The sequence below is a fragment of the Paenibacillus haidiansis genome, assembly GCF_036553665.1.
Taxonomy (GTDB): domain Bacteria; phylum Bacillota; class Bacilli; order Paenibacillales; family Paenibacillaceae; genus Fontibacillus; species Fontibacillus haidiansis.
Map to the genome: position 1 here is coordinate 89698 of NZ_JAZHPZ010000008.1, position 21018 is coordinate 110715.

A 21018-nucleotide genomic window follows, 5' to 3' on the forward strand; every position below is an offset into this window, starting at 1 on the left:
ATGAAGAAGCAGGGGATATTGAACAGTCATATTTCCAAGGTGCTGGCCGATCTCGGCCATACCGACACGATTGTCATCGCGGACGTCGGGCTGCCGGTTCCGGAGGGAGTACCGAAGATCGATCTGGCATTAACGCTCGGTTCTCCGAGCTTCGAAGATACAGTGGAAGCCATTGCGGCGGATATGGAGATTGAGCAGGTCGTAATTGCGAAGGAAATGAAGAAAGACAATCCGCAGGCCTTTGAATATATCGGACATCAATTCGCCGAAACCGATATCAAGCAGTGTTCGCATGAAGAGTTCAAACAGCTGACCCGGAAGGCCAAAGCCGTGATCCGCACGGGTGAAGCCAAACCGTATGCCAACGTTATTTTACAGGCGGGCGTCTATTTCTGACAAAAAGGAGGAGCCGTTATGCAGATTCAAATGAAGGGAATCCACAAAGCCTTCGGGACGAACCGGGTACTCGCCGGCGTCGATTTCGATCTTCGCGAAGGCGAGGTTCACGCCCTGATGGGGGAGAACGGGGCCGGCAAATCCACATTGATGAATATTCTGACCGGGCTGCATGCTCGGGATGAAGGCACCATTCTCATCGACGGCAAGGAAACTTATTTTGCCAATCCCAAAGAAGCGGAACGGGCGGGCATCGCCTTCATTCATCAGGAGCTCAACGTATGGCCGGATATGACCGTATTGGAAAATTTGTTTATCGGGCGGGAAATGTCGTCCCGCTGGGGGCTTCTAAAAGCCAAGGAAATGAGAACGCTTGCAAAAGAGCAGTTCAAAAAGCTGTCCGTCGACATTCCGCTGAACGCGGAAGCCGGACAATGTTCGGTAGGTCAACAGCAGATGATCGAGATCGCCAAGGTGCTGCTGACGGACACCAAGGTAATCATTATGGACGAGCCAACGTCGGCGCTGACGGAGCGGGAAATCCGCAAGCTGTTCGAGGTGATCGAATCCTTGAAGCGGGAAGGCGTGTCCATCGTCTATATTTCGCACCGGATGGAAGAGATCTTCGAAATTTGCGACCGGATCACCGTCATGCGGGACGGACGCACTGTGGATACGAAGGAAATCCCGCAAACCGATTTTGACGAGGTCGTCAGAAAAATGGTCGGCCGGGAGTTGACGGAACGGTATCCGGCGAGAGATCCGCAGCCGGGGGAAGTCGTGCTTGAAGTAAAACACGCATCGCGCAAGGGATTGTTCGAGGATGTGAGCTTCCAGGTCCGCTCCGGCGAAATCGTGGGTTTCTCGGGGCTGATGGGCTCCGGACGTACGGAGATCATGCGGGCGCTCTTTGGGCTTGACCCTTTGGAGAAAGGCGAGATTAACGTGTTCGGCAAAAAGGCCGTGATCAAGAAGCCTGCCGACGCGGTGAAGCTTGGCATTGGCTTCATCACAGAGGACCGCAAGGATGAAGGCCTGGTTCTGGACTTTTCGGTCCGCGACAATATGGTCCTGCCCAGTCTCAAGAGCTTCACTTCCAAAGGATTGATTTCAAGCAAGGCGGAAAATGCCTTTGTGGATGCGCTGATCAAACGGCTGCACATCAAAACGCATTCCTCCGAAACGGCGGCGGGCAATCTGTCCGGCGGGAATCAGCAGAAGGTGGTTATCGCCAAATGGGTAGGGATCGGTCCGAAGCTCTTGATTCTGGACGAACCGACCCGGGGCGTCGATGTCGGGGCCAAGCGCGAGATTTATCAACTGATGAACGAACTGACGGGCCATGGCGTGGCCATCATCATGGTATCCTCCGAGCTACCGGAGGTACTCGGGATGAGCGACCGCATCGTCGTCGTGCACGAAGGCCGGATTACGGGGGAACTAAGCAAAGAAGAAGCGACGCAAGAAAAAATTATGAAGCTCGCGACAGGAGGTCAGTAATATGACAGCAATGAACGATACAAAGACAGCCAAAGGCTTTCAGCTTTCGCAAATCACGTCCAAATTGGGACCCTTGCTCGGCCTTATCATCCTGATCATCATCGTCTCGGTTCTGAATCCGAGTTTCCTCGAACCGCTTAATATTTTGAATCTGCTGCGGCAGGTATCGATCAACGCCCTGATTGCCTTCGGCATGACCTTTGTCATTCTGACCGGCGGGATCGACTTGTCCGTCGGCTCGATCCTGGCGCTGTCCAGCGCCTTCGTCGCCAATATGATGGTATCCGGCTTTGATCCGATTTTAGCCATCATTATCGGCTGCTTGCTCGGCGGCGTAATGGGGATGGTCAACGGCCTCATGATTACGCAGGGGAAAATGGCGCCGTTTATCGCGACGCTGGCGACGATGACGATTTTCCGGGGATTGACGCTGGTATATACGAACGGGAATCCGATTACCGGACTCGGGGATAGCATGACCTTCCAATTGTTCGGGCGCGGCTATCAATTCGGCATTCCGGTTCCGGCGATTACGATGATCGTGACCTTTGCAATACTGTGGGTGATTTTGCACAAAACCTCGTTCGGCCGTAAAACCTATGCCATCGGCGGTAACGAGAAAGCGGCGATCGTCTCCGGGATCAAAGTATCCCGCGTGAAAATCATGATTTACTCGCTGGCGGGCCTGTTGTCCGCTTTGGCGGGCGCGATCCTGACCTCGCGTCTGAACTCCGCCCAGCCAACGGCCGGTACTTCCTACGAATTGGACGCGATCGCGGCGGTCGTTCTCGGCGGGACGAGCCTTTCCGGGGGCCGCGGCCGCATCGTCGGCACGCTGATCGGCGCGCTGATTATCGGGACGCTCAATAACGGTCTGAACTTGCTCGGCGTATCTTCCTTCTACCAAATGGTAGTCAAAGGGATCGTCATTGTTATCGCCGTACTCATCGACCGGAAGAAATCCGCATAAAGGGGGACTATCATATGAAAAAATTAACGCTGTTGTTGGCGGCCTTCCTGCTTGTTCTGACCACGGGATGTTCCCTGGAGCCGCCAAGCTGGGCCAAGCCCAAAACGGGCGGCGATCTGAATGACATTACCATCGGCCTGTCGATCTCGACGCTGAACAACCCGTTCTTCGTGTCGCTGAAGGACGGCGTGGTTGCCGAAGCCAATAAGCACAATATGGAAACGATCGTCGTCGACGCGCAGAACGATTCGGCCAAGCAAAGCAATGACGTCGACGATCTGATGCAAAAAGGCGTGGACGTGCTGCTCATCAACCCGGCCGATTCGGCGGCGATCTCGACGGTCGTACAATCGGCGAACACGCTGGGCATCCCCGTGATTACACTGGACCGCTCCGCGGACCAGGGCAAGGTGGAGGCGCTGGTCGCTTCGGATAACGTCAAAGGTGGCAGAATGGCGGCGGAATATATTGAGCAGCTGCTGGGCAAAGACGCCAAAGTCATCGAGCTTGAAGGCACGGCGGGGGCCTCGGCCACCCGGGAACGGGGACAAGGCTTCCATGAAGTCGCGGACGAAAGCTTGAATGTCGTCGCGAAACAAACCGCGGACTTTGACCGGACCAAGGGTCTAAACGTCATGGAGAACCTGATGCAAGCCAATCCCGACGTACAAGCCGTATTCGCCCATAATGACGAAATGGCGCTCGGGGCGATCGAAGCGATCCAAAGCTCCGGCAAGGATGTTCCTGTCATCGGCTTCGACGGCAATGAGGACGCGCTGAAATCGATCGAGGCCGGCAAGCTGACCGCCACCGTGGCGCAGCAGCCGGAGCTAATCGGGCAATTGGCGGTGCAAGCCGCATATGATGTGCTGCAAGGCAAAGCGGTTGAGCAAAACATCGCCGCGCCGCTGAAGCTGGTCACAAAAGAATAAACGCACGAACCTCCGGCTCCCGGACAAGGCTTAATCCCAAGCCTGTCCGGGAGTTTTTGCGTTTGGCGGAGGCTTTCATTGCTTGATCCTGACGATTATAGGCGATATTTGAAATAGGCCCGCAAACTTTTTCTCTTCCCCCGTGCGTCTATTGTCTGAATTACAACGTTAGCTAACGAGAGGAAATCAGGTGGTGCAAGATGAACAAGCCTAGGCAGTACGAACTTATCGCTGATTTTGTTATGCATAACAAAGAAAACTTTTACCGGCTGGCGTACAGCTATGATTTAAATCAGGAGGATGCGCTCGATATCGTCCAGGACTCCATTCACAAGGCGATCCGGTCGGATACGCTGAAAGACGAGACCGCGATCAAAAGCTGGTTTTACAAAATCGTCGTGCATTCGGCGCTGGATTTCTTGCGGCGGAGAAAAAGGGTTGCCGTAGCCAGCGATGCGGAACTGGAGTTCATGGATTCCGGGCGTGATATGAACGAATTGAAGAGGAAATACGCATCCATCCCGATTCCCGCGGAATTGGATCAGGTCGTGAAATCGGCTCTACAGAGAGAACGCCAAAGCGATTCGGGAGGTAATTCCCGGGAAGAGGCGGGCCAAGCTTCCCGTTCACGCTCCCGAATCCGGGCCCGGCGGACCTGGGCGTCCGGAGCCGCGGCGGCGGTCATCTTCGTGACCGCCCTGAACACCAGCCCGGCCTTTGCCCGCACCTTGTCCGAAGTTCCGGTGCTGGGGAATCTGGTTCAGGTACTGACCATCCGGGAGTATAAAGACGATCACGGAAATTATGAAGCGGATATTAAAGTTCCAGCGGTCGGCGATTTGGGCGACCCGTCGCTGGAGAGCAGTCTGAATCAAAAGTATCTTGACGAAGGGAAGGCGCTTTATGACAAGTTCATGGCCGAAATGGAGGCCCAAAAAACGGTTGGCGAGGACGGTCGTTTCCGTGTGGACAGCGGCGTCGTCATCAAGACGGATACCGAGCTGCTGTTGTCCGTAGGCCGCTATGTGGAAGAAACGGCGGGCTCCTCCGCGACCAGCATCCGGTATGACACGGTGGATAAGCAAAACCATGTTTTGCTGACGCTGCCCAGCTTGTTTACGGATGACCGTTATATCGGAATCATTAGCGATAACATTAAGGCCCAGATGAAACAACGAATGACGGACGATCCGAACAACATTTACTGGGCCGAACCGTCGGAGGATATGCCGGACGCTTTTACCGAAATAGCCAAGGATCAGAACTTCTACATTAATTCATCGAACCGGCTCGTCATTTCGTTTGATGAATATGAGGTCGCCCCCGGTTATATGGGTATCGTGGAATTCGTCATTCCGACCGAGGTGCTGGAATCCGTACTGGCCGGTCATGCTTATCTCAAATAAAAGGCTATGTGAGGAAGGCGCTGTTCATTCCGAAAGGGAGGAGCCGGCGTCTTCTTCGCACCTTCGCTAGCCCATACGCAAACCGGTTGCCCGCTTTAACGGAAACTATGTAAAATAAACAGAGAGATCATGCCGCGGCTGGAACGAGGCATTCCATAACTATTCGAAGAGCGGGAGGAAGCAGTATGCGTATACTAGTACTCGGTGCCGGCGGGGTGGGCGGTTATTTTGGCGGACGATTGGCGGAGAAAGGGGCCGACGTCACCTTTCTGGTCCGCGAGGGACGTAAACAACAATTGGACAAGGATGGCCTGATCATCCGCAGCATCAATGGGGATGTGACGCTTCATCCGCGGACGGTTACGGCGTCGGACCCGGACGGGCCCTACGACTTGGTGCTGTTTTCAACCAAAGCCTATCATTTGCAAGGGGCTCTATCTGATTTGAAACCTTTTGTCGGCGACGGAACGGTTATCCTTCCGCTGTTGAACGGAGTGGCCCATTATCCTTTGCTAAGAGAGGCGTTCGGAGCCGATCGGGTGATCGGCGGATTGTGCTTCATCGAGGCGACCTTGGACCGGGAAGGGCATGTGCTGCAGACGAGCAAAGACCATTATGTACGGTTCGGCGAGTTCGGACAGAAGGAGACGGAACGGATTCGCCGGATCGAGTCCGCCTTGAGCGGGACGCAGGCCGCTTTTATCCGCAGCGGGCATATTGAGCGGGATATATGGCATAAGTATTTGTTTATCGCGACCATCGCCGGGGTTACGACGCTGATGCGCGCGCCGATCGGCCCGATTCGCGAAGCGGAAGGCGGCGAGGAGTTCATCCGGTCCCTCTTCCGGGAAATCGAGCGGATCATGCTCGCCGACGGCGCACCGCTGGACCCGGACATCGTGGACAAGCACATGCAGACGATGGGGAATATGTCGTACGGCATGAAATCCTCGATGCAGCGGGATATGGAAAAGGGCCTATCCGTTGAAGCGGACCACCTGCACGGCTACCTGCTGCGGATCGCCAAGGATCACGGTATTGAAGCGCCGCTCGTGCGTGCGATTTATCAAAATTTGCGAGTTTACGGCATAACCGGAAGGCTATCTTAATTAAAAGGCGGGATGAAGCGTGATACCTGAAGGGAATTTGCGGAGCAATGTGGAGCGGTTTTCCGGATTTGCGGATGTGTATGACCGGTACCGGCCCGAGGCGCCCAAGCTGGTAGTGGAGCTGTTGTCGAATTATTTGGAGCGGAAGCCGGACCTGGTTATGGACCTGGGTTGCGGGACGGGCTTGTCCACCCTGGTCTGGCGGGACCGGGCGGAGCGTGTGATCGGGGTCGAGCCGAACGACGATATGCGAAGCATCGCCGAGGCGAAGCTTCGGGCGCTCCCCGGCAGCGGACATACTTCATTCGTCCCCGGTTACTCCAACCAATTGAACGCGGCGGATGAATCGGTGGATATCATCACCTGCTCCCAGTCGTTTCATTGGATGGAGCCGGTCAGTACGCTGGAGGAGGCGCGGCGGGTGTTGAAGCCGGGCGGGATTTTTGCCGCCTATGACTGTGATTGGCCGCCCGTGTTGGACTGGCGCCTGGAACAGGAATATAACCTGCTGAGCGAGAAGGCGGATGCCTTGATCGCACGGGAGACGGAGCAAGAGGAACAAGCGGTCAAGCGGAATAAAAACGAGCATCTGCAAAACCTGCGAAACAGCGGAGTCTTCAGGTATACGCGCGAAATCGTGTTCCACAACAAAGAGATTTGCGATGCCGAGCGCTATGTCGGCCTGCTGTTAAGCCAGGGCGGACTTCAAACGGTATTTAAGCTGGGGCTGGGAGAATTGGAACCGGACATCGAACGGTTCCGTACGCACGCCCGGGAGTTGTTCCGGGGAGGAACAAAGGAGATTCTGTTCAGTTACAGGCTGCGACTAGGTATAAAATAGCGAAAAGTTGTCACAATAGGGCGCATAGATCATCCCCATCATGGCAAACATGGGAAAAAGGGGGTGATCCAATGGATATTACACTCGATGCTGATCAGGTGATCAACCGGATCAGACAACTGCAACAAAGCGGGGTTTCCGTCAGCAAAAAGCATGTAAAGCAAAGCGATCCTCAATTGATGCGCAGCGCGTTGTTTTATTTTCCAAGCTGGGAGCACGCTTTGAAGAACGCCGAGAATATTTAAAATTTCAACATATATGCCGCCACAAGCCGGGTCCTCCCGACGGTTGGCGGTTTTTTTCTTTGCTTGCCGGACAACCAAAGGTATAATTCAAATATGGTCAACGGTACTTATTCCATCGATAAAAGGTGATTTATGCTCCAATCGATCATTTTATTTGTTTTGGCCGGGCTCGCCGAAATCGGCGGGGGGTATATGATCTGGCTCTGGCTGCGAGAGGGCCGGCCATACTGGTTCGGCATCATCGGCGCTTTGGTTCTGGTGCTGTACGGGATTATTCCGACCTTGCAGAAATTCCCCAACTTCGGGAGAGTGTATGCCGCATACGGCGGCGTCTTTGTCCTCCTCTCGGTGCTGTGGGGCTGGGGTGTGGACAAGAAGACGCCGGATACTTACGATTGGATCGGGGCCGCCATCTGCCTGATCGGCGTTTCCGTGATGCTGTGGTGGCCGCGGCAGTCCTGAGATTCCCGGTGATGGTTCAGCGGAAATACGGCATTTCATGAAAGGGTAATAGTGAGCAATGATTATAGAACATACTGAGTTTTTTACACATAAACATCAAGAGCTAGGCATAGCCTTGAACGAGATCCAGAAGCAGGCGGTGCTCCAGACCGAAGGGCCCGTCCTGCTTCTTGCATCTCCGGGGTCGGGGAAGACGACGACGATCATTATGCGGATCGGCTATTTGATCGAAGGGCGGGGCGCGCAGCCTTCCCGGATCAAGGCGGTGACTTTCAGCCGGGCGGCCGCGAACGATATGAGAGAGCGCTACAAGCGGTTTTTCCCCGGACTCCCGGCGGCCGATTTCTCTACCATCCATAGCCTTGCCTATGAGATTGTCAGGGAGCATTTCCGCAAAGCCGGAATCCGCTATCAGATGATCGAGGGAGGCGGCGAGCCGGACCCGGAGGACACTGCCGGCGGGCCGATCCACGGACAAGGAAAGATTCCGCTTCACAAACAGGCTATTTTGCGTCAAATTTATAAATCGCTGACCGGAGAAAATATAACGGACGACCAAATGGACGAGCTGACGACGTATATCAGTTATGTCAAAAATAAAATGCTTTCCCCGGAGCAATGGGGCGCAGTCAAGCCCGGAGTCCGGGAAGCGGAGACGGTTTTGCGCGAGTATGAAGCGTTCAAACGGGCAGGGCAGGGGAGTAATCAACTGCTGCTAGATTTTGACGATATGCTGACGCTGGGCAATGAGATTTTGGAGCGGGACGGCAATCTGCTCGCAAAATATCAGCGGCGGTATGACTATGTGCTCACGGATGAAAGCCAGGATACCTCGCTGGTCCAGCATGCGATCATCGAGAAGCTGGTCCGGGGACACGGCAATCTGTGCGTCGTGGCCGACGACGACCAGTCCATCTATAGCTGGCGAGGGGCCGAACCCGGGTATTTGCTGAATTTTCGTCAGACTTATCCGGCGGCGGAGCTTCTGTTTATGGAGCAAAATTATCGCTCGACGCCCGATATTGTCAACGCGGCGAACCTGTTCATCCGGCGCAATAAGCACCGTTATGACAAGAACATGTTTACGGCCCGGACGGAGCGCGAGGAAATCGCGATTCACAGCTTGGACGATAACCGGCAGCAGACGAAATACATCGTGCAGGAGCTGGGGAAGTCGGACAGGCTCTCCGAGGTCGCGGTATTGTACCGCAATAATTCGTCCTCGGTCGCGCTGATCAACGCGCTTGACCGGGCGGGGATTCCGTTTTACATGAAGGATGCCGACAATCGCTTTTTCTCCCATTGGGTGGTGGAGGATATATTGAACTTCATGCGGATGACCTTTACCGACAGGCGTCCCGATATTTTGGAGAAAATCCATTTGAAGATGAGCGGTTATATCAGCAAACAGCAGATGGCGGAGCTTAAGGCGATCAACAATAACGAATCCGTGTTCGACAATCTGTTGAACAACGTTAAACTGCAGGATTATCAATATAAACTGATTGAGGAAGCGCGGGATACCTTCCGGGAAATGCGCGGGATGCCGCCTTTTCAGGCGATTTCCGTAATTCGCGGCAGGCTGGGCTATGAGAGGGCGCTGGACAAAACGAGCGAATGGCTCGGGCTGCGCAAGGAGTTTTTGCTCGGCATTTTAAATACGTTGGAGGAAATCGCGGACGGTCTGGCGACGATGGAGGAATTTGCGGACCGGCTGAAAACGCTGGAATCGGCGCTTAAAACTTCGAAAAAGAGAAGAGGCGAGCATGCCGTCACTTTATCGACATTCCATAGCGCGAAAGGGCTGGAATTTGAGAAGGTGTATATGATCGACCTGATCGACGGAATCATTCCTTCCTCCGAAGACATCAAGAAGCACGCCGCAGGGGAAGAGGCGCCGATGGAGGAGGCCGTCCGTCTGTTTTACGTCGGCATGACCCGGGCGAAGCGGCATCTTGAGCTTGTGGCTTACCGGGAGCGAAACGGGGAAAAGACCGCCGAATCGCGCTTTGTTTCCCACATTCGCTCGATCGTTGCACCGGAAGAGGAAGCACTGCCCGTGGCGGCCGGGGCAAGCTTCTCCCCGGGGGATGCGGTCCGCCACCGGGTGTTTGGACGCGGGGAGGTCCGCGGTCTGCACGGGGATCTGATCGAGATTTCTTTTTCCGCCGGAATCAAGACGCTATCGCTGCATACCTGTCTGGAGATGGGGTTGCTGACTGGGGATTGACACCCGGAACGGGCCGATTTATACTCCAAGTAAGCACAACACTCAAAAACATAAGGGCAATGCCTGACTTGTTCATTCAAGGAATGACGAGCACAACCCCGTTAAGTTAATGGGAGTTGTGCTCTTTTTTTATCCGAAATTTAAGGAGGAGACGGCACATGATGAAAGAGGCGATTTACCATCGTCCGAAGAACAGTTATGCCTATGCGTATGATGCTCATACGCTGCATATCCGGCTGAGAGCGAAAAAGAACGATTTGACGGGGGTGGAACTGATTCACGGGGACCCTTATGCTTGGGCGGAAGGGCATATGCTGTCCGATAAAACGCCGATGCAAAAGCAGGCGTCCGACGAATTGTTCGACTACTGGTTTATTGCGATCTCGCCGGAAAATAACCGCTTCGTGTATCAATTCGAGGTCACCGACGGGGCCGAAACGTGGATTTTGGGGGAAATGGGCTTCACGAAGGATGTGGAGGAGAACCGGTTTTTCCGGTTTCCGTATTTGAACGCCATCGATGTGTTTGACGCGCCGGCCTGGGTGAAGGATACGGTGTGGTATCAAATTTTCCCGGAGCGGTTCGCCAACGGTAATCCGGGGCGGAAGACGAACACGAACGGCGAATGGGGCGACACGCCGGGGCCGGACAGTTTTTTTGGCGGCGATTTTGAGGGGATTATGCAGCATCTGGATTATTTGGCCGAGCTCGGGATCACCGGCATTTATATGACGCCGATCTTCACATCGCCGACCAACCATAAATACGATACGACGGATTATATGGAGATCGACCCCCAATTTGGGGACAAGGAGACGTTCCGGCAGCTGGTTAAAGCGTGCCATGAACGGGGAATCCGCGTAATGCTGGACGCCGTGTTCAACCATGCCGGCTACATGTTCGCTCCGTTCCAGGACGTGCTTAAGCATGGCTCCAAGTCCCGGTATGCGGACTGGTTCCATATGTTGAGCTTCGGCGAGGAAGAAGGAGAATTTCCAAGCTATGAGTCGTTTGCTTTTACCGACAACATGCCCAAATGGAAGACGAGCAACCCGGAAGTCAAGGAATACTTGCTCGGTGTTGCGAAATACTGGATCGAAGAATTCGACATCGACGGCTGGCGTTTGGACGTGGCCAACGAGGTCGACCATAAATTCTGGCGGGAATTCAGGAATACCGTGCGGGCCGTCAAGGACGATGTTTACATCGTGGCCGAGATTTGGAACGATGCGATGCCATGGCTGCAGGGCGACCAGTTCGACGCGGTGATGAATTACCCGTTCACCGAAGCGACCATCGATTTTATCGCGAAGGGGAAAATCGGTCCTGTCCGCTATGGCAACTTGCTTACGAGCCATTTGCAGCTGTACCCGGAGAACGTCAGCGAAGTGCTGTTCAATCTGCTTGGCAGTCATGATACGGCGCGGATTTTGACGCAGTGCGGGAACGACCGCGCGAAGCTGCGGCTGGCGTTTCTGCTGCTGTTCACTTATCCTGGCAGCCCATGCATTTATTACGGGGATGAAGTCGGTTTGACGGGCGACGGCGATGACTTCGCCTATTACCGTCCGTGCATGGAATGGGATCCCGCGAAGCAGGACCGGGAGCTGCTCGGATTTGTTCAGCGGCTGATCGCGATCCGCAAGTCGCATTCGGCGCTGACCGGGAACTCGCGGCTGCGGGTGCTGAAGGCCGACGATGCTTCCGGCGTATTCGCCTTTTCGAGAAGCGGCGATGGCGGAAGAGGGGCGCACGAAATCGTGGTTGTACTAAATAACGGAGATCAATCCGCCGATTTCGCTTTGCCTTCCGCATGGCAAGGAAGAAAGGCAATCGACCTGTGGACAGAACGGGAACTGCTGTCGGAGTTGGGGATAAAGTCCATTACTTTGGAGCCTAAACAGTTCAGAATTATAGGAATTCTCAAATAAACATCATTATTATATCCACATTATTCACAGGGTGGGTTGTGTGTAACTTAAGAATAACTGGATAACTTAGAATAACTTCTGGATAACTTTGTGGATAATGTGGGGGAACAGGCCGGGAATCAGGTTGCTAGCCTCCAAATTGGATTTATCCAATAGAATTGTGGATTTCCGGCCTCGATGTGAACGTCAATTGGAGAAATCCAATATGAAGCAACGGATTCACTCTTTCGACTCGGGGCAGGCCGTTATTCATTGGAATTTTCCAATTAAGCGGGGAGAACGTGTAAAAAAGGCGGGATTTCATTGGATATTTCCACTGAAGTCCCGCCTTTACTCGCTTCTTTCTATATGATTATCCCGGCAACCCGGCTGCGGCATCCACAATTTCGCCCATCGTGAAGGAGACGCAAGGGAGGCGGTCCGAGCGGACAGGCTCATCCCGGTCGAATACATTGAGCAGCTCGTACCGGCCGTTGGCTAAGACGTACTGATCCAAGGTTTCGTGAGGCGGATCGACTATCCAGTATTCGGGAATCCCGTAATCGGCGTAAACTTTACGCTTGATCAGCTTATCCCGTTTGGCGGAATGAGGCGACAATATTTCAGCGACTAGATCGGGGATGCCCTCAATCCCCCGCTGAGTAATAATGTCGATCTTATTGCGGTGGATCATGACAAGATCCGGCTGGCGCACTTCCTTGTTCGATAAGATCAGGTCAATGGGCGATGCCAGAATAATATACTCGGACTGGCAGCTATTCATCAGCAAATTCTGAATAGTAGAGCTGACTACCTGATGCTTCGGAGTCGGAGCTGGAGTCATAAGCTCCAGCACGCCGTCGGCCAACTCATACCGGTTGCCGTCGTCGAGCCGGGCATAATCTTCGTAGGTGGCAGGCTGCTCCTTGATGATCGGTTTGTCATCGCGGGACTTCATCGCAAAAGCCTCCTTCGATAAAGATGATATGTCAAATTATAACCAACATTTGTTCGCAAAGAAAGCCTCCGTTCCCGCTGTTATGCGGGGTTTCGGAGGCCGATTTTACTGCTCGATGAAGCGACCGCCGCGCTCGACAACGAGTCAGAGCGATTGATTCAGGAAGCGATGGAGCGTCTCAGGGGAGAACGGACAATCATCGCAATTGCTCACCGTCTGTCGACGATCCGTCATGCGGTTTGCATTATCGTCATCGACGACGGGCAAATCGCCGCCCAGGGAACGCATGAAGAACTGCTGGCTTCGGGCGGGCTTTACCAACAATTGTATAACGGTCTTGCGGTGTAAAACTTTAAAACGATATTCTTCTGAATCCTCTTAAAAATGCTGTATAATGCTGCATATATGATTTAACGGAAGGAAGATTCGTCATGGCCGAGCTGATTTTTGATCCGGCAGGATATGCGGTAATTAGCGGCAATGAGAAAGTGGAGCTATTGGCCAAGGAATTCGCCCTGCTGCAATTTTTATATGAGCATCGGGGCCAGGCGTTTACGCGCGAGCAATTGCTGGACCGCGTATGGGTGCTGGAGTACCCAGTAGAGCGGACCGTGGACGATCATATATACCGCTTGCGGAAAAAACTCCAGCCCCTACGCCATGTGCAAATCAATACAGTCCGGGGGTACGGATACAGCCTGACCTTGAAAGAGAAGAGAGACTTGGATAATCCGTCGGTCCGTGACAGTGAAATCCAGTCGGCAATACGGGGGCTGTTTGAAAAGTACCATTTGCTTGGTCAGGGCAGATCGATCGTGGCTCTGGCTGGGCAACACGAAATTTTGGGATTCGAGGTCGATGATTTTTACCGGACGTACACCCGGTTTATTCAGGCGGATATAAAGTGGTTTCTGGAGACGGAAGAGACTCCTCGGCGGGAGCGATTGTACTGGCTCCTCATTCTTTACTTTGGATTTGCTTCCGAACCGGAGCGGCTGGTCGAATATTGCGAGGCAGCGCTGATGAGGCAGGGTTTGATGACTCCGGTACAGCATAGAGAGATGGAAATTTTGAACATTATGGAGGCATACGCCTATGCTGGGCGGTCGCAGAAGGCCATCGAGCGGTTTGACTATACCCGCCGCGTGGTCGAGAACGAAGGACTGACCGGTTTTGTTATGCCGGTTGCGTTAATGGAGATGTACGTTCATTTGATTGCGGGAAACTGGAAGGAGGCTGACCAGACCTCGGCGAGATTGGAACGTCTTCTTCATAAAGAACCCTATATGAGAGAAATAGGAAGGCACAACATTTTTAAAGGACTGCGGCTTCTCGCCGAAGGCCGGGAACGGGAAGCGGAGGAGAGCCTGGACGAAGGGCTCGAGGTGCTCGGCATGTCCTTGCATATGCCGCTCTATTTGGCGGCGATCAAACAGATCTGCTTGTTTATGGATCAGTTCTGCCCCGGAGGCCCCTTGCAACGCAAATATGATTCCCTGTCCGAAACAGTCGACAAAGAATATCGGCTATCGCGGTATCGGCCGGAAGTCGAACGGTTTATCGAAGAACTCCTGGCGGCACATTATTCATAATCCCGTCTGATATTCCTCTGATAAAGATCGGTTATGCTGCAAAAAAACGATTCTTTTACGGAGGGAACCCAAATGTCATCCTCATCTTCACCCTCAACCTCAGCCTCGACGGCACCCCGCTCCACGCTGTGGTCGATCCGCGGCTTTCGCAGCATGTTCTCGGCTTATGCGCTGGCTTCGTTCGGCGATTGGTTCGACGCCATTGCGATTCAGGTACTGGTCGTCTACCGCTGGGGTCTCGATCCCTTTATGATCGCAATGATTCCCGTAGTCATGGCGCTGCCGTCTGTACTGTTCAGCTCCTTTGCGGGCACGCTTGCGGACCGTGTGCAGCAGGCCAAATTGATGACGATCTGCGATCTCCTCACCTTGATATTGTCGGGCGCGATTCTGTTTGCCCCTAATATGGCTTGGCTGCTGCCGTTGCTCGCGCTGCGGGCTTTGGCGAGCGTGTTCCACGTACCCGCCCAACAGGCGTTGACCCGGCGGGTCGTACCGGCCGATTTGCTGCTGCAAGCAACTTCATACAACGGTCTGGTGAATCAGGGCTCCAAAATAGCCGGACCGCTGCTGGGCGCAGTCACGCTGGCCGCCCTGTCTCCGCAAGCCTGCATCATGATCAACATGGGTGCAAGGCTGTTGTCCGCCCTGCTGTTACTCCCGTTATGGCGTCTCCCCAAAAAGGTAGTTTCACATAACGAGGCTGTTCATCCTCAGAGTGAAAACATCGGAAAACAAGGCTTCTGGAACGAATGGAAGGAAGGCTGGTCCTATCTCTGGCGGCACAAACGGGTGTTCAATACGATCATTTTCGCGTTTGTCGGTTTGACGGTCATTTTGATGATCGATTACCAGTTTACTACCCTGCTTAAATCCATATCTCCCGGCGATGAGGCCCTGACGGGCCAAGTTGTCGCCGCGATCGGCGCGGGTGCCGTGATTATGCTTGCGCTTCTGAACCGGCTGGGCCGAATCAGCTATCGCTGGGGGCTTGGCGGTGGCGGCGGATTGATCGGCCTCGGCATCGCGCTGCTTGGACTATGTCCTCCGGGCAGTCATACCGTGCTTTTGCTGGGGTTCGGCTTTCTCATCGGCCTCGGCAACGGAGCGTCGATTCTTAGCCAGAATTATATTTTGCAAAAAGAAACCTCACCCGAGGTCGTCGGGCGGGTATTCGGCATCCAAAATACGATGTCCAGCCTGGTCATGCTGGCGGCGCCGCTGGCCGGCGGGCTGCTGATCCGGGCCGTATCCGCCGGTACGGCATTCCTGATCATCGGCATCGCCATGACGGTCATCGGTATACTGGGCATTCTGTTCGGGAGAAAGCTCTGGGCAGCCCCCAGCACGAACGCAAACTCCGGAGAAACAGCTTCATCGGCTGACCCCGGAATCGCGGTCCGGGATTCGATATATTAGGGCGTGTTTTATATCGTCATACAAATTAGGAATTTATGAAGACCACAGAGAATAATTAGAAAATAATAATGAATCTCGCAATTCTAAAGGAGCAGCTAAAGTGCGGATTATTTATATTCTAATGTTCCTGTCGATGTGGTCGCTGGGCTTGTTTATTTTATTTCACAGAACAAGGTCCAACATTTGGATCGGTTTAGCAATCCTGCTTGGCGGATCGGCCAGTTACGCGTTCAGTATGCATCTGTCGATTATGCCGTTGTTTGCGGACGCCGGGTGGATGCCTGTTTTTCTAAGCCGCTTGCTCTATCTGTCAACCGTGGTTGCCATGAATATTTACTTTTTCATTTTGCCTTACGTTTTCAGCATGAGCGGACTATGGCTGAACGAGAAGTTGTCTTCGCTTCAAAAGTGGATCTGGTCCGCTCTGCTCTTCCCGGGAACGGTGCTGCTGATTGCCGATCATTTGCAGAGCGGGCGATGGAATTACTTAGAGATGAGCAGGTTCCGCTGGTGGGACGGACTTTATATTGCGGTCGGCTGTATATTTTACGGACTGGCGTATTTCCGGGAAAAAAACGGGCCCAAGAGGCAAAGCCAACGAAGGACGCTGTTGTTTCCGCTTGTCATGGTGTGGGCTTTTATGTCCGATTATGTCGGCTTCGATGTGCTGGAACTGGGATGGTGGTCGTTCAATTTGCACAGCAACGAGATGTGGCGCGCCAACTTTATCGTCATACTCGCCACGGTGGCCGCCGTGCTGTTCTTCACGCTCCGTCACGGATTTCTTGGCATCAAGCTGCGCATCGAGCGGGAACGGATCGATTATTCCATCCGTACGCTGACGATGGGCGTGTCGATCTTGAACCATTCCATCAAGAATGAAATTCAGAAAATCGACTATCTGGCCGAGAAAGCTCGTACTCTGATTTCCGCAGGCCAGGCGGACAGGGCGGTTCAAACGATTGGGCAGGTGCACGGGTTGACGGCTCATCTGCTTCAAATGGTCAACCGGATCAAGGAAAAGGCGGAGGATGTCACGCTGGATCAAAGCGATCATGATGTACGCGAGCTGCTGGAGGAGGTCATCGCCTCGTCGCGGACGCTTACGGAGGGCGGAAGTGTGGAGATAGCGGCAACTTACGGGGCGGAAGGGCGGCTTACCTGCGATGGGGTACATCTCAGAGAGACGCTGTCGAATCTGATACGCAACGCTATCGACGCCATGCCTGGCGACGGGGTCGGGGCAGTGAGACTGCATACCTCTCTGGTACGTCGGGAATTCCGAATTGCCATCGCCGACAACGGAATAGGCATCCCGCAGGAGTATTTGATCAAAATTTTCGAACCGTTCTTTACGACCAAGAAAAATGCGCTAAACTACGGGCTCGGGCTTTCCTACTGCAGCAGCGTCATGTCCAAACACGGGGGCCGACTCTCCATCGCCCGGAGCGAACCGGGCAAAGGGACCACTATTATGCTGCACTTCCCCAGATACAAATTCAAACCCGTCAGTTCGTCCCAGAGTATTAAGCTCCGTACGGACCCGCGTCCGCTGGACCCGTTCAATCCATATTGAAATGCGTCAGCTTATTTTTGATGCTGCGGAGCTGGGTCTTGATCGTATTCGTCGACTTATGCAGCCGTTCGGAAATTTCCCGCTTGCTGAGCCCGTTGCGGCGAAGCTCGAACACTTCGCGCTCGGTCGGCGACAGCTCCATAAGCTGCACCTCGCTTCTCATCGTGCGGGCGGCATCGGGGTGAATCGATGCCCGCCCGCTGTTCGCTTCGCGGACCGCCTGCAAAATATCCTGGTAGCTGGATTTATTTATATAATTCATGGCACCGAGCCGGAACGATTTCATAATGACTTCGCTGTCCGTGATCGAGGTCAGCATAATGATTTTAACGGAACGGCTCCGCTCCTGACGCAAGATTTGTTCCGCCGCATCCAATCCGTCCAGGTTGTTGCCGGTTAAGTTAATGTCCATCAGAATCACGTTCAGTTCCAGGCGCGAGGCCAAATCCACGGCTTCTTCTTTGGTAGCAGCGACTCCGGCTACGACGATATCGGGCTCGTCTGCCAAATCCGCGCTAATATGATCCCTCCAAAAGGGATCGTCCTCCACCAGCATCACCCGAATCCGCTCCATGTTTATGACCCTCCATCTCTTTAGCAGGTGCTTACAGTTACTCCCAGTATATCAATTTGTTCGGCGAAGGAATAGGATGAACCTCTTTCACCCCCAGGTGAATAAAGTTCATCCTGTTCGCCGTTTTACGGTATGCCTATAATCCGAATTGCGGCCGAACTAAGAGAGCCGGCCGGAGTTTATGGAAACGAAAGCGAGGGATGAAAGACACATGTCGTTGGCCGAAGAAGTCGGAGGGCTTGCGGCGATAATTGCCGCCAAATTTCCGGGGGCGGCGGTTCACCGGTTCCAGGAGCCGCCCGTTCCGGCGGCGGGGGAATTTGCCGTGACGCTGAAACAGGAAGCCCGGCGGAAAGAGGCGCGAAGCCACACGCTGGTGGAGCGACAGTACGGAGTATTGTGCTATGCGGGAGGCGCGGAAGAAGCCATTCTCGCGATGGAGACGCTGAGCCGAGGCGTCATGAACGAAGCAATGGATGGGGGGCCGGCTTCCCCGGCAGCGGTTCGGGCCGAGTCGTTCACCATCGATTCCCTGGAACGGCTGGACAGCGGGCTGTATAGATGCGGCGGAACCCTACTGATCCATTCGCGGGAAACTGTTGCTTTGGCGGAGTACGAAAAAATTGGAAAAGTGGAAATGCGCACGACAATTCTTGTGAAGGGTGGCATGCAATAATGGGCGGAACATGGGATCAGATTAGTTTGCCGGTCCGGCCGGGTCTGTATATCAATTTTGTGGAGGCGGCTGCGGCGCAAATCAAGGGCGGCGCGCGCGGTACGGTTGGCCTGCCGCTATTTCAATACGCGGGAGCGGAAGCGGGCAAGTTTTACACGATCGAAAAAGAAGTGGAAGCGGTGGAATTGTTCGGTGCGGACGCGGTCGATCCGGTTCGTCTGGTGCTGCAGGGCGGCGCCAAGGAAGTGCTCGTATATACGGTACCTGCAGGAACCGGGGCCGTCACATCGGCTACGTATACGACGATTCGGGATGTGTTCGGCTCCCGGCAGTTCAATGTTTTCGTATATCCGGATGAAGTGCCGGCGGACGAACAAAAGGCGACCCAGCTTTGGTGCAAAGACAACCGCGAAAATGAAGGGAAGCATTTTATCGCCGTGTTCGGAGGTTCGGCGGCCGACGATTTGGACCCGGCGATCGGCAACCAGCGCAGCGTGGACCTGGCGGACGACTACGCCGTCAACCTGATTTCCGGCGTCGATCTGGGCGGCAGTGTATACAGTTCGGCCCGCTACGCTCCATATATCGCCGGTTTGATCGCGGGAACGGGGATCAACAAATCGATTACGTATACTCCGGTGCGGGGGAACGATGTTGCTAAGCGGTTGAAGAACAGCGAGATTAATATTGCGCTGCAAAAGGGCTCCCTAGTGCTTGTGCATGACGGGGAGAAAGTCAAGGTGGAACAGGGGCTTGTGACAAGCAAGAAGAAAATCCGCGCCATGCGGGCGCGCCAGGCAATCTCGACCGATATTCCCAAGGCGGCCGCCGAGTCCTACATAGGGAAGCTCGACAATAACGCCGACGGGCAAGCCGCGCTAATTTCCGCCGTGAAAGCCTATCTGGAGCGTCTTGAGCTGAACAATGTGCTGACGGACATCGTCGTTACGCTCGACCCGGATCATAAGTCCGAAGGAGATACGGTGTTCCTGCTGATCGGCTTCACGGAAATCGACAGCATGGAGCGGATTTTACTGACGATCAAGGTATAGATTTGACGGGTCGATCATTTTTAATTAGGAGGGGTTCTTGTGCTGGATTCAACCCGCGTTATCAATGGGACTTACGGATATGTGTATTACGACGGAAGATGGCTGACCAACATTAAATCGGCGGAAGCGAGCGTGGAGGTCACCAAGGAGGAGATCAAGCGGTCCGGCACGCGCTGGACGGCGCATAAGGTAACCGGGCTTAGCGGAACGGGGACGATCACCGGCTATAAAGTGACCTCCGAATTCGTCGAGCTGATCGGCCAAATCGCCGACGATACTCAAGGTACCTTTGCGACCGAGCTGATTCTGAAGCTGGAAGATCCGGAATCGTACGGGGCTTATCGGGTGCGGCTTAAAGGCGTGACGTTCGATAAAATTCCGCTGATGAATTTTGAAGTCGGCTCCATCGTGGAAGAGGAGCTCCCGTTTAACTTTACCGGGTATGAGCTGATGGATAAACTCGTCGCCGAATAAATCCCGGCTATCTGAAGCAGACATGAACTCGGCCTCCGGCTTAGAGTCCGGGTTCTTGTTTCTTCTCAATCACCGGAAAACTCGAAACAATCCAAGTACGAAGGGATGATTCATAAATGGCAATTGCGGAGAACAGACAAAGCAGCGTGCTTCGGGCACTGCTCAGCGCCGACAATAAACCGACGAAGGATATTCCGATGAAGCGGCTGGGCGTCGATTTTCAAATTCAGGCTCTGGACGGGAAGACGATCAATAAAATTCAGGAGCAATGCACGCATTTTACGGGCAAGGGCCCGAAACGGGAAAAGGTGCTCGACGAAGAACAATTCGGCGCATTGGTCATTCAGAAAGCCTGCCTGATTCCCGATTGGTCGGCGAGAGAGCTGATCGACAAATACGGGACTCCGACGGAGGCGATTCTCGGTCTGCTGCTGGCCGGCGAGATCGCCAAGCTGTCCGCGGAAATTTTGGATATCAGCGGTTTTGACAGCGACGAAGACGAAATAAAAAACTGATCCAAGCGGGCGGAGAGGCTTTTCTGCTGCATCTTATTTTTCAGCGGCATCATATTTCTCCGGATGAGATGTACAACAAGGACGAGAACGTGAAACGGTTCATGTACGCCTCCATGATGCTGCAATTGGAAGAAGAGGAGAAGGTGCGCAAAGAGCAGGAGAGATCGGCCCGCAGGATGAA

General features: G+C 53.9%; 21 protein-coding genes. 19 read left to right on the forward strand and 2 right to left on the reverse strand.

Annotation, left to right across the window (positions count from 1 at the left end; genetic code table 11):
* The 11 genes from rbsD to V3851_RS16640 all read left to right on the forward strand — a co-directional run bounded on the left by rbsD (position 1) and on the right by V3851_RS16640 (position 12022).
* Positions 1–396, forward strand: a complete 396-nt coding sequence (rbsD, locus tag V3851_RS16590) for a D-ribose pyranase (RefSeq protein WP_331847666.1) — start codon at positions 1–3, stop codon at positions 394–396.
* 18 nt (positions 397–414) lie between these two features.
* The gene (locus V3851_RS16595) at positions 415–1896 is read left to right on the forward strand and encodes a sugar ABC transporter ATP-binding protein (protein WP_331847667.1); all 1482 of its coding nucleotides are present in this window, start codon (positions 415–417) and stop codon (positions 1894–1896) included.
* Position 1897: 1 nt separating this feature from the next.
* The gene (gene rbsC, locus V3851_RS16600; RefSeq protein WP_331847668.1) at positions 1898–2866 is read left to right on the forward strand and encodes a ribose ABC transporter permease RbsC; all 969 of its coding nucleotides are present in this window, start codon (positions 1898–1900) and stop codon (positions 2864–2866) included.
* Positions 2867–2880: 14 nt separating this feature from the next.
* Complete coding sequence (rbsB, locus tag V3851_RS16605) at positions 2881–3798, forward strand: ribose ABC transporter substrate-binding protein RbsB (protein WP_331847669.1); 918 nt, start codon at positions 2881–2883, stop codon at positions 3796–3798.
* Between the two features lie 200 nt (positions 3799–3998).
* Positions 3999–5204, forward strand: coding sequence for an anti-sigma-V factor RsiV (gene rsiV / locus V3851_RS16610; protein ID WP_331847670.1), 1206 nt, complete (start codon positions 3999–4001; stop codon positions 5202–5204).
* A gap of 185 nt (positions 5205–5389) precedes the next feature.
* Positions 5390–6313, forward strand: a complete 924-nt coding sequence (locus V3851_RS16615) for a ketopantoate reductase family protein (protein ID WP_331847671.1) — start codon at positions 5390–5392, stop codon at positions 6311–6313.
* A gap of 19 nt (positions 6314–6332) precedes the next feature.
* Positions 6333–7154, forward strand: a complete 822-nt coding sequence (locus V3851_RS16620) for a class I SAM-dependent methyltransferase (protein WP_331847672.1) — start codon at positions 6333–6335, stop codon at positions 7152–7154.
* Between the two features lie 71 nt (positions 7155–7225).
* A complete protein-coding gene (locus tag V3851_RS16625; protein ID WP_331847673.1) occupies positions 7226–7399 on the forward strand; it encodes a hypothetical protein in 174 nt (57 codons plus the stop codon).
* A gap of 132 nt (positions 7400–7531) precedes the next feature.
* Positions 7532–7861, forward strand: coding sequence for a YnfA family protein (locus V3851_RS16630; RefSeq protein ID WP_331847674.1), 330 nt, complete (start codon positions 7532–7534; stop codon positions 7859–7861).
* A 58-nt stretch (positions 7862–7919) separates the two neighbouring features.
* Positions 7920–10091 carry an ATP-dependent helicase gene (locus V3851_RS16635; protein WP_331847675.1) on the forward strand — a complete coding sequence of 724 codons (2172 nt, stop codon included), beginning with the start codon at positions 7920–7922 and terminating at the stop codon, positions 10089–10091.
* A 158-nt stretch (positions 10092–10249) separates the two neighbouring features.
* The gene (locus V3851_RS16640) at positions 10250–12022 is read left to right on the forward strand and encodes a glycoside hydrolase family 13 protein (protein WP_331847676.1); all 1773 of its coding nucleotides are present in this window, start codon (positions 10250–10252) and stop codon (positions 12020–12022) included.
* Positions 12023–12374: 352 nt separating this feature from the next.
* Here V3851_RS16640 and V3851_RS16645 read toward each other — a convergent pair whose 3' ends face one another.
* The gene (locus V3851_RS16645) at positions 12375–12959 is read right to left on the reverse strand and encodes a Uma2 family endonuclease (protein ID WP_331847677.1); all 585 of its coding nucleotides are present in this window, start codon (positions 12957–12959) and stop codon (positions 12375–12377) included.
* Positions 12960–13112: 153 nt separating this feature from the next.
* Here V3851_RS16645 and V3851_RS16650 point away from each other — a divergent pair, with 153 nt between their 5' ends.
* The 4 genes from V3851_RS16650 (at position 13113) to V3851_RS16665 (ending at position 17546) form a co-directional block, all read left to right on the forward strand.
* On the forward strand, positions 13113–13307 hold the full coding sequence (locus tag V3851_RS16650) for a hypothetical protein (protein WP_331847678.1): 195 nt from the start codon (positions 13113–13115) through the stop codon (positions 13305–13307).
* A gap of 83 nt (positions 13308–13390) precedes the next feature.
* Positions 13391–14551 carry a winged helix-turn-helix domain-containing protein gene (locus V3851_RS16655; RefSeq protein WP_331847679.1) on the forward strand — a complete coding sequence of 387 codons (1161 nt, stop codon included), beginning with the start codon at positions 13391–13393 and terminating at the stop codon, positions 14549–14551.
* 72 nt (positions 14552–14623) lie between these two features.
* Entirely contained in the window at positions 14624–15970 is a 1347-nt protein-coding gene (locus tag V3851_RS16660; RefSeq protein ID WP_331847680.1) for an MFS transporter, read from the forward strand.
* Between the two features lie 100 nt (positions 15971–16070).
* Positions 16071–17546 carry a sensor histidine kinase gene (locus V3851_RS16665; RefSeq protein WP_331847681.1) on the forward strand — a complete coding sequence of 492 codons (1476 nt, stop codon included), beginning with the start codon at positions 16071–16073 and terminating at the stop codon, positions 17544–17546.
* Here the strand turns inward: V3851_RS16665 and V3851_RS16670 are convergent.
* The gene (locus tag V3851_RS16670) at positions 17533–18120 is read right to left on the reverse strand and encodes a response regulator transcription factor (RefSeq protein WP_331847682.1); all 588 of its coding nucleotides are present in this window, start codon (positions 18118–18120) and stop codon (positions 17533–17535) included. The genes V3851_RS16665 and V3851_RS16670 overlap by 14 nt on opposite strands.
* A 211-nt stretch (positions 18121–18331) precedes the next feature.
* Here V3851_RS16670 and V3851_RS16675 point away from each other — a divergent pair, with 211 nt between their 5' ends.
* From V3851_RS16675 to V3851_RS16690, 4 genes are all read left to right on the forward strand, one after another.
* Complete coding sequence (locus V3851_RS16675; RefSeq protein WP_331847683.1) at positions 18332–18796, forward strand: hypothetical protein; 465 nt, start codon at positions 18332–18334, stop codon at positions 18794–18796.
* On the forward strand, positions 18796–19848 hold the full coding sequence (locus V3851_RS16680; RefSeq protein WP_331847684.1) for a phage tail sheath subtilisin-like domain-containing protein: 1053 nt from the start codon (positions 18796–18798) through the stop codon (positions 19846–19848). The genes V3851_RS16675 and V3851_RS16680 overlap by 1 nt, the downstream gene beginning before the upstream one ends.
* 39 nt (positions 19849–19887) lie before the next feature.
* A complete protein-coding gene (locus tag V3851_RS16685) occupies positions 19888–20322 on the forward strand; it encodes a phage tail tube protein (RefSeq protein WP_331847685.1) in 435 nt (144 codons plus the stop codon).
* 116 nt (positions 20323–20438) lie between these two features.
* On the forward strand, positions 20439–20837 hold the full coding sequence (locus V3851_RS16690; RefSeq protein ID WP_331847686.1) for a phage tail assembly chaperone: 399 nt from the start codon (positions 20439–20441) through the stop codon (positions 20835–20837).
* Positions 20838–21018: the final 181 nt, after the last annotated feature.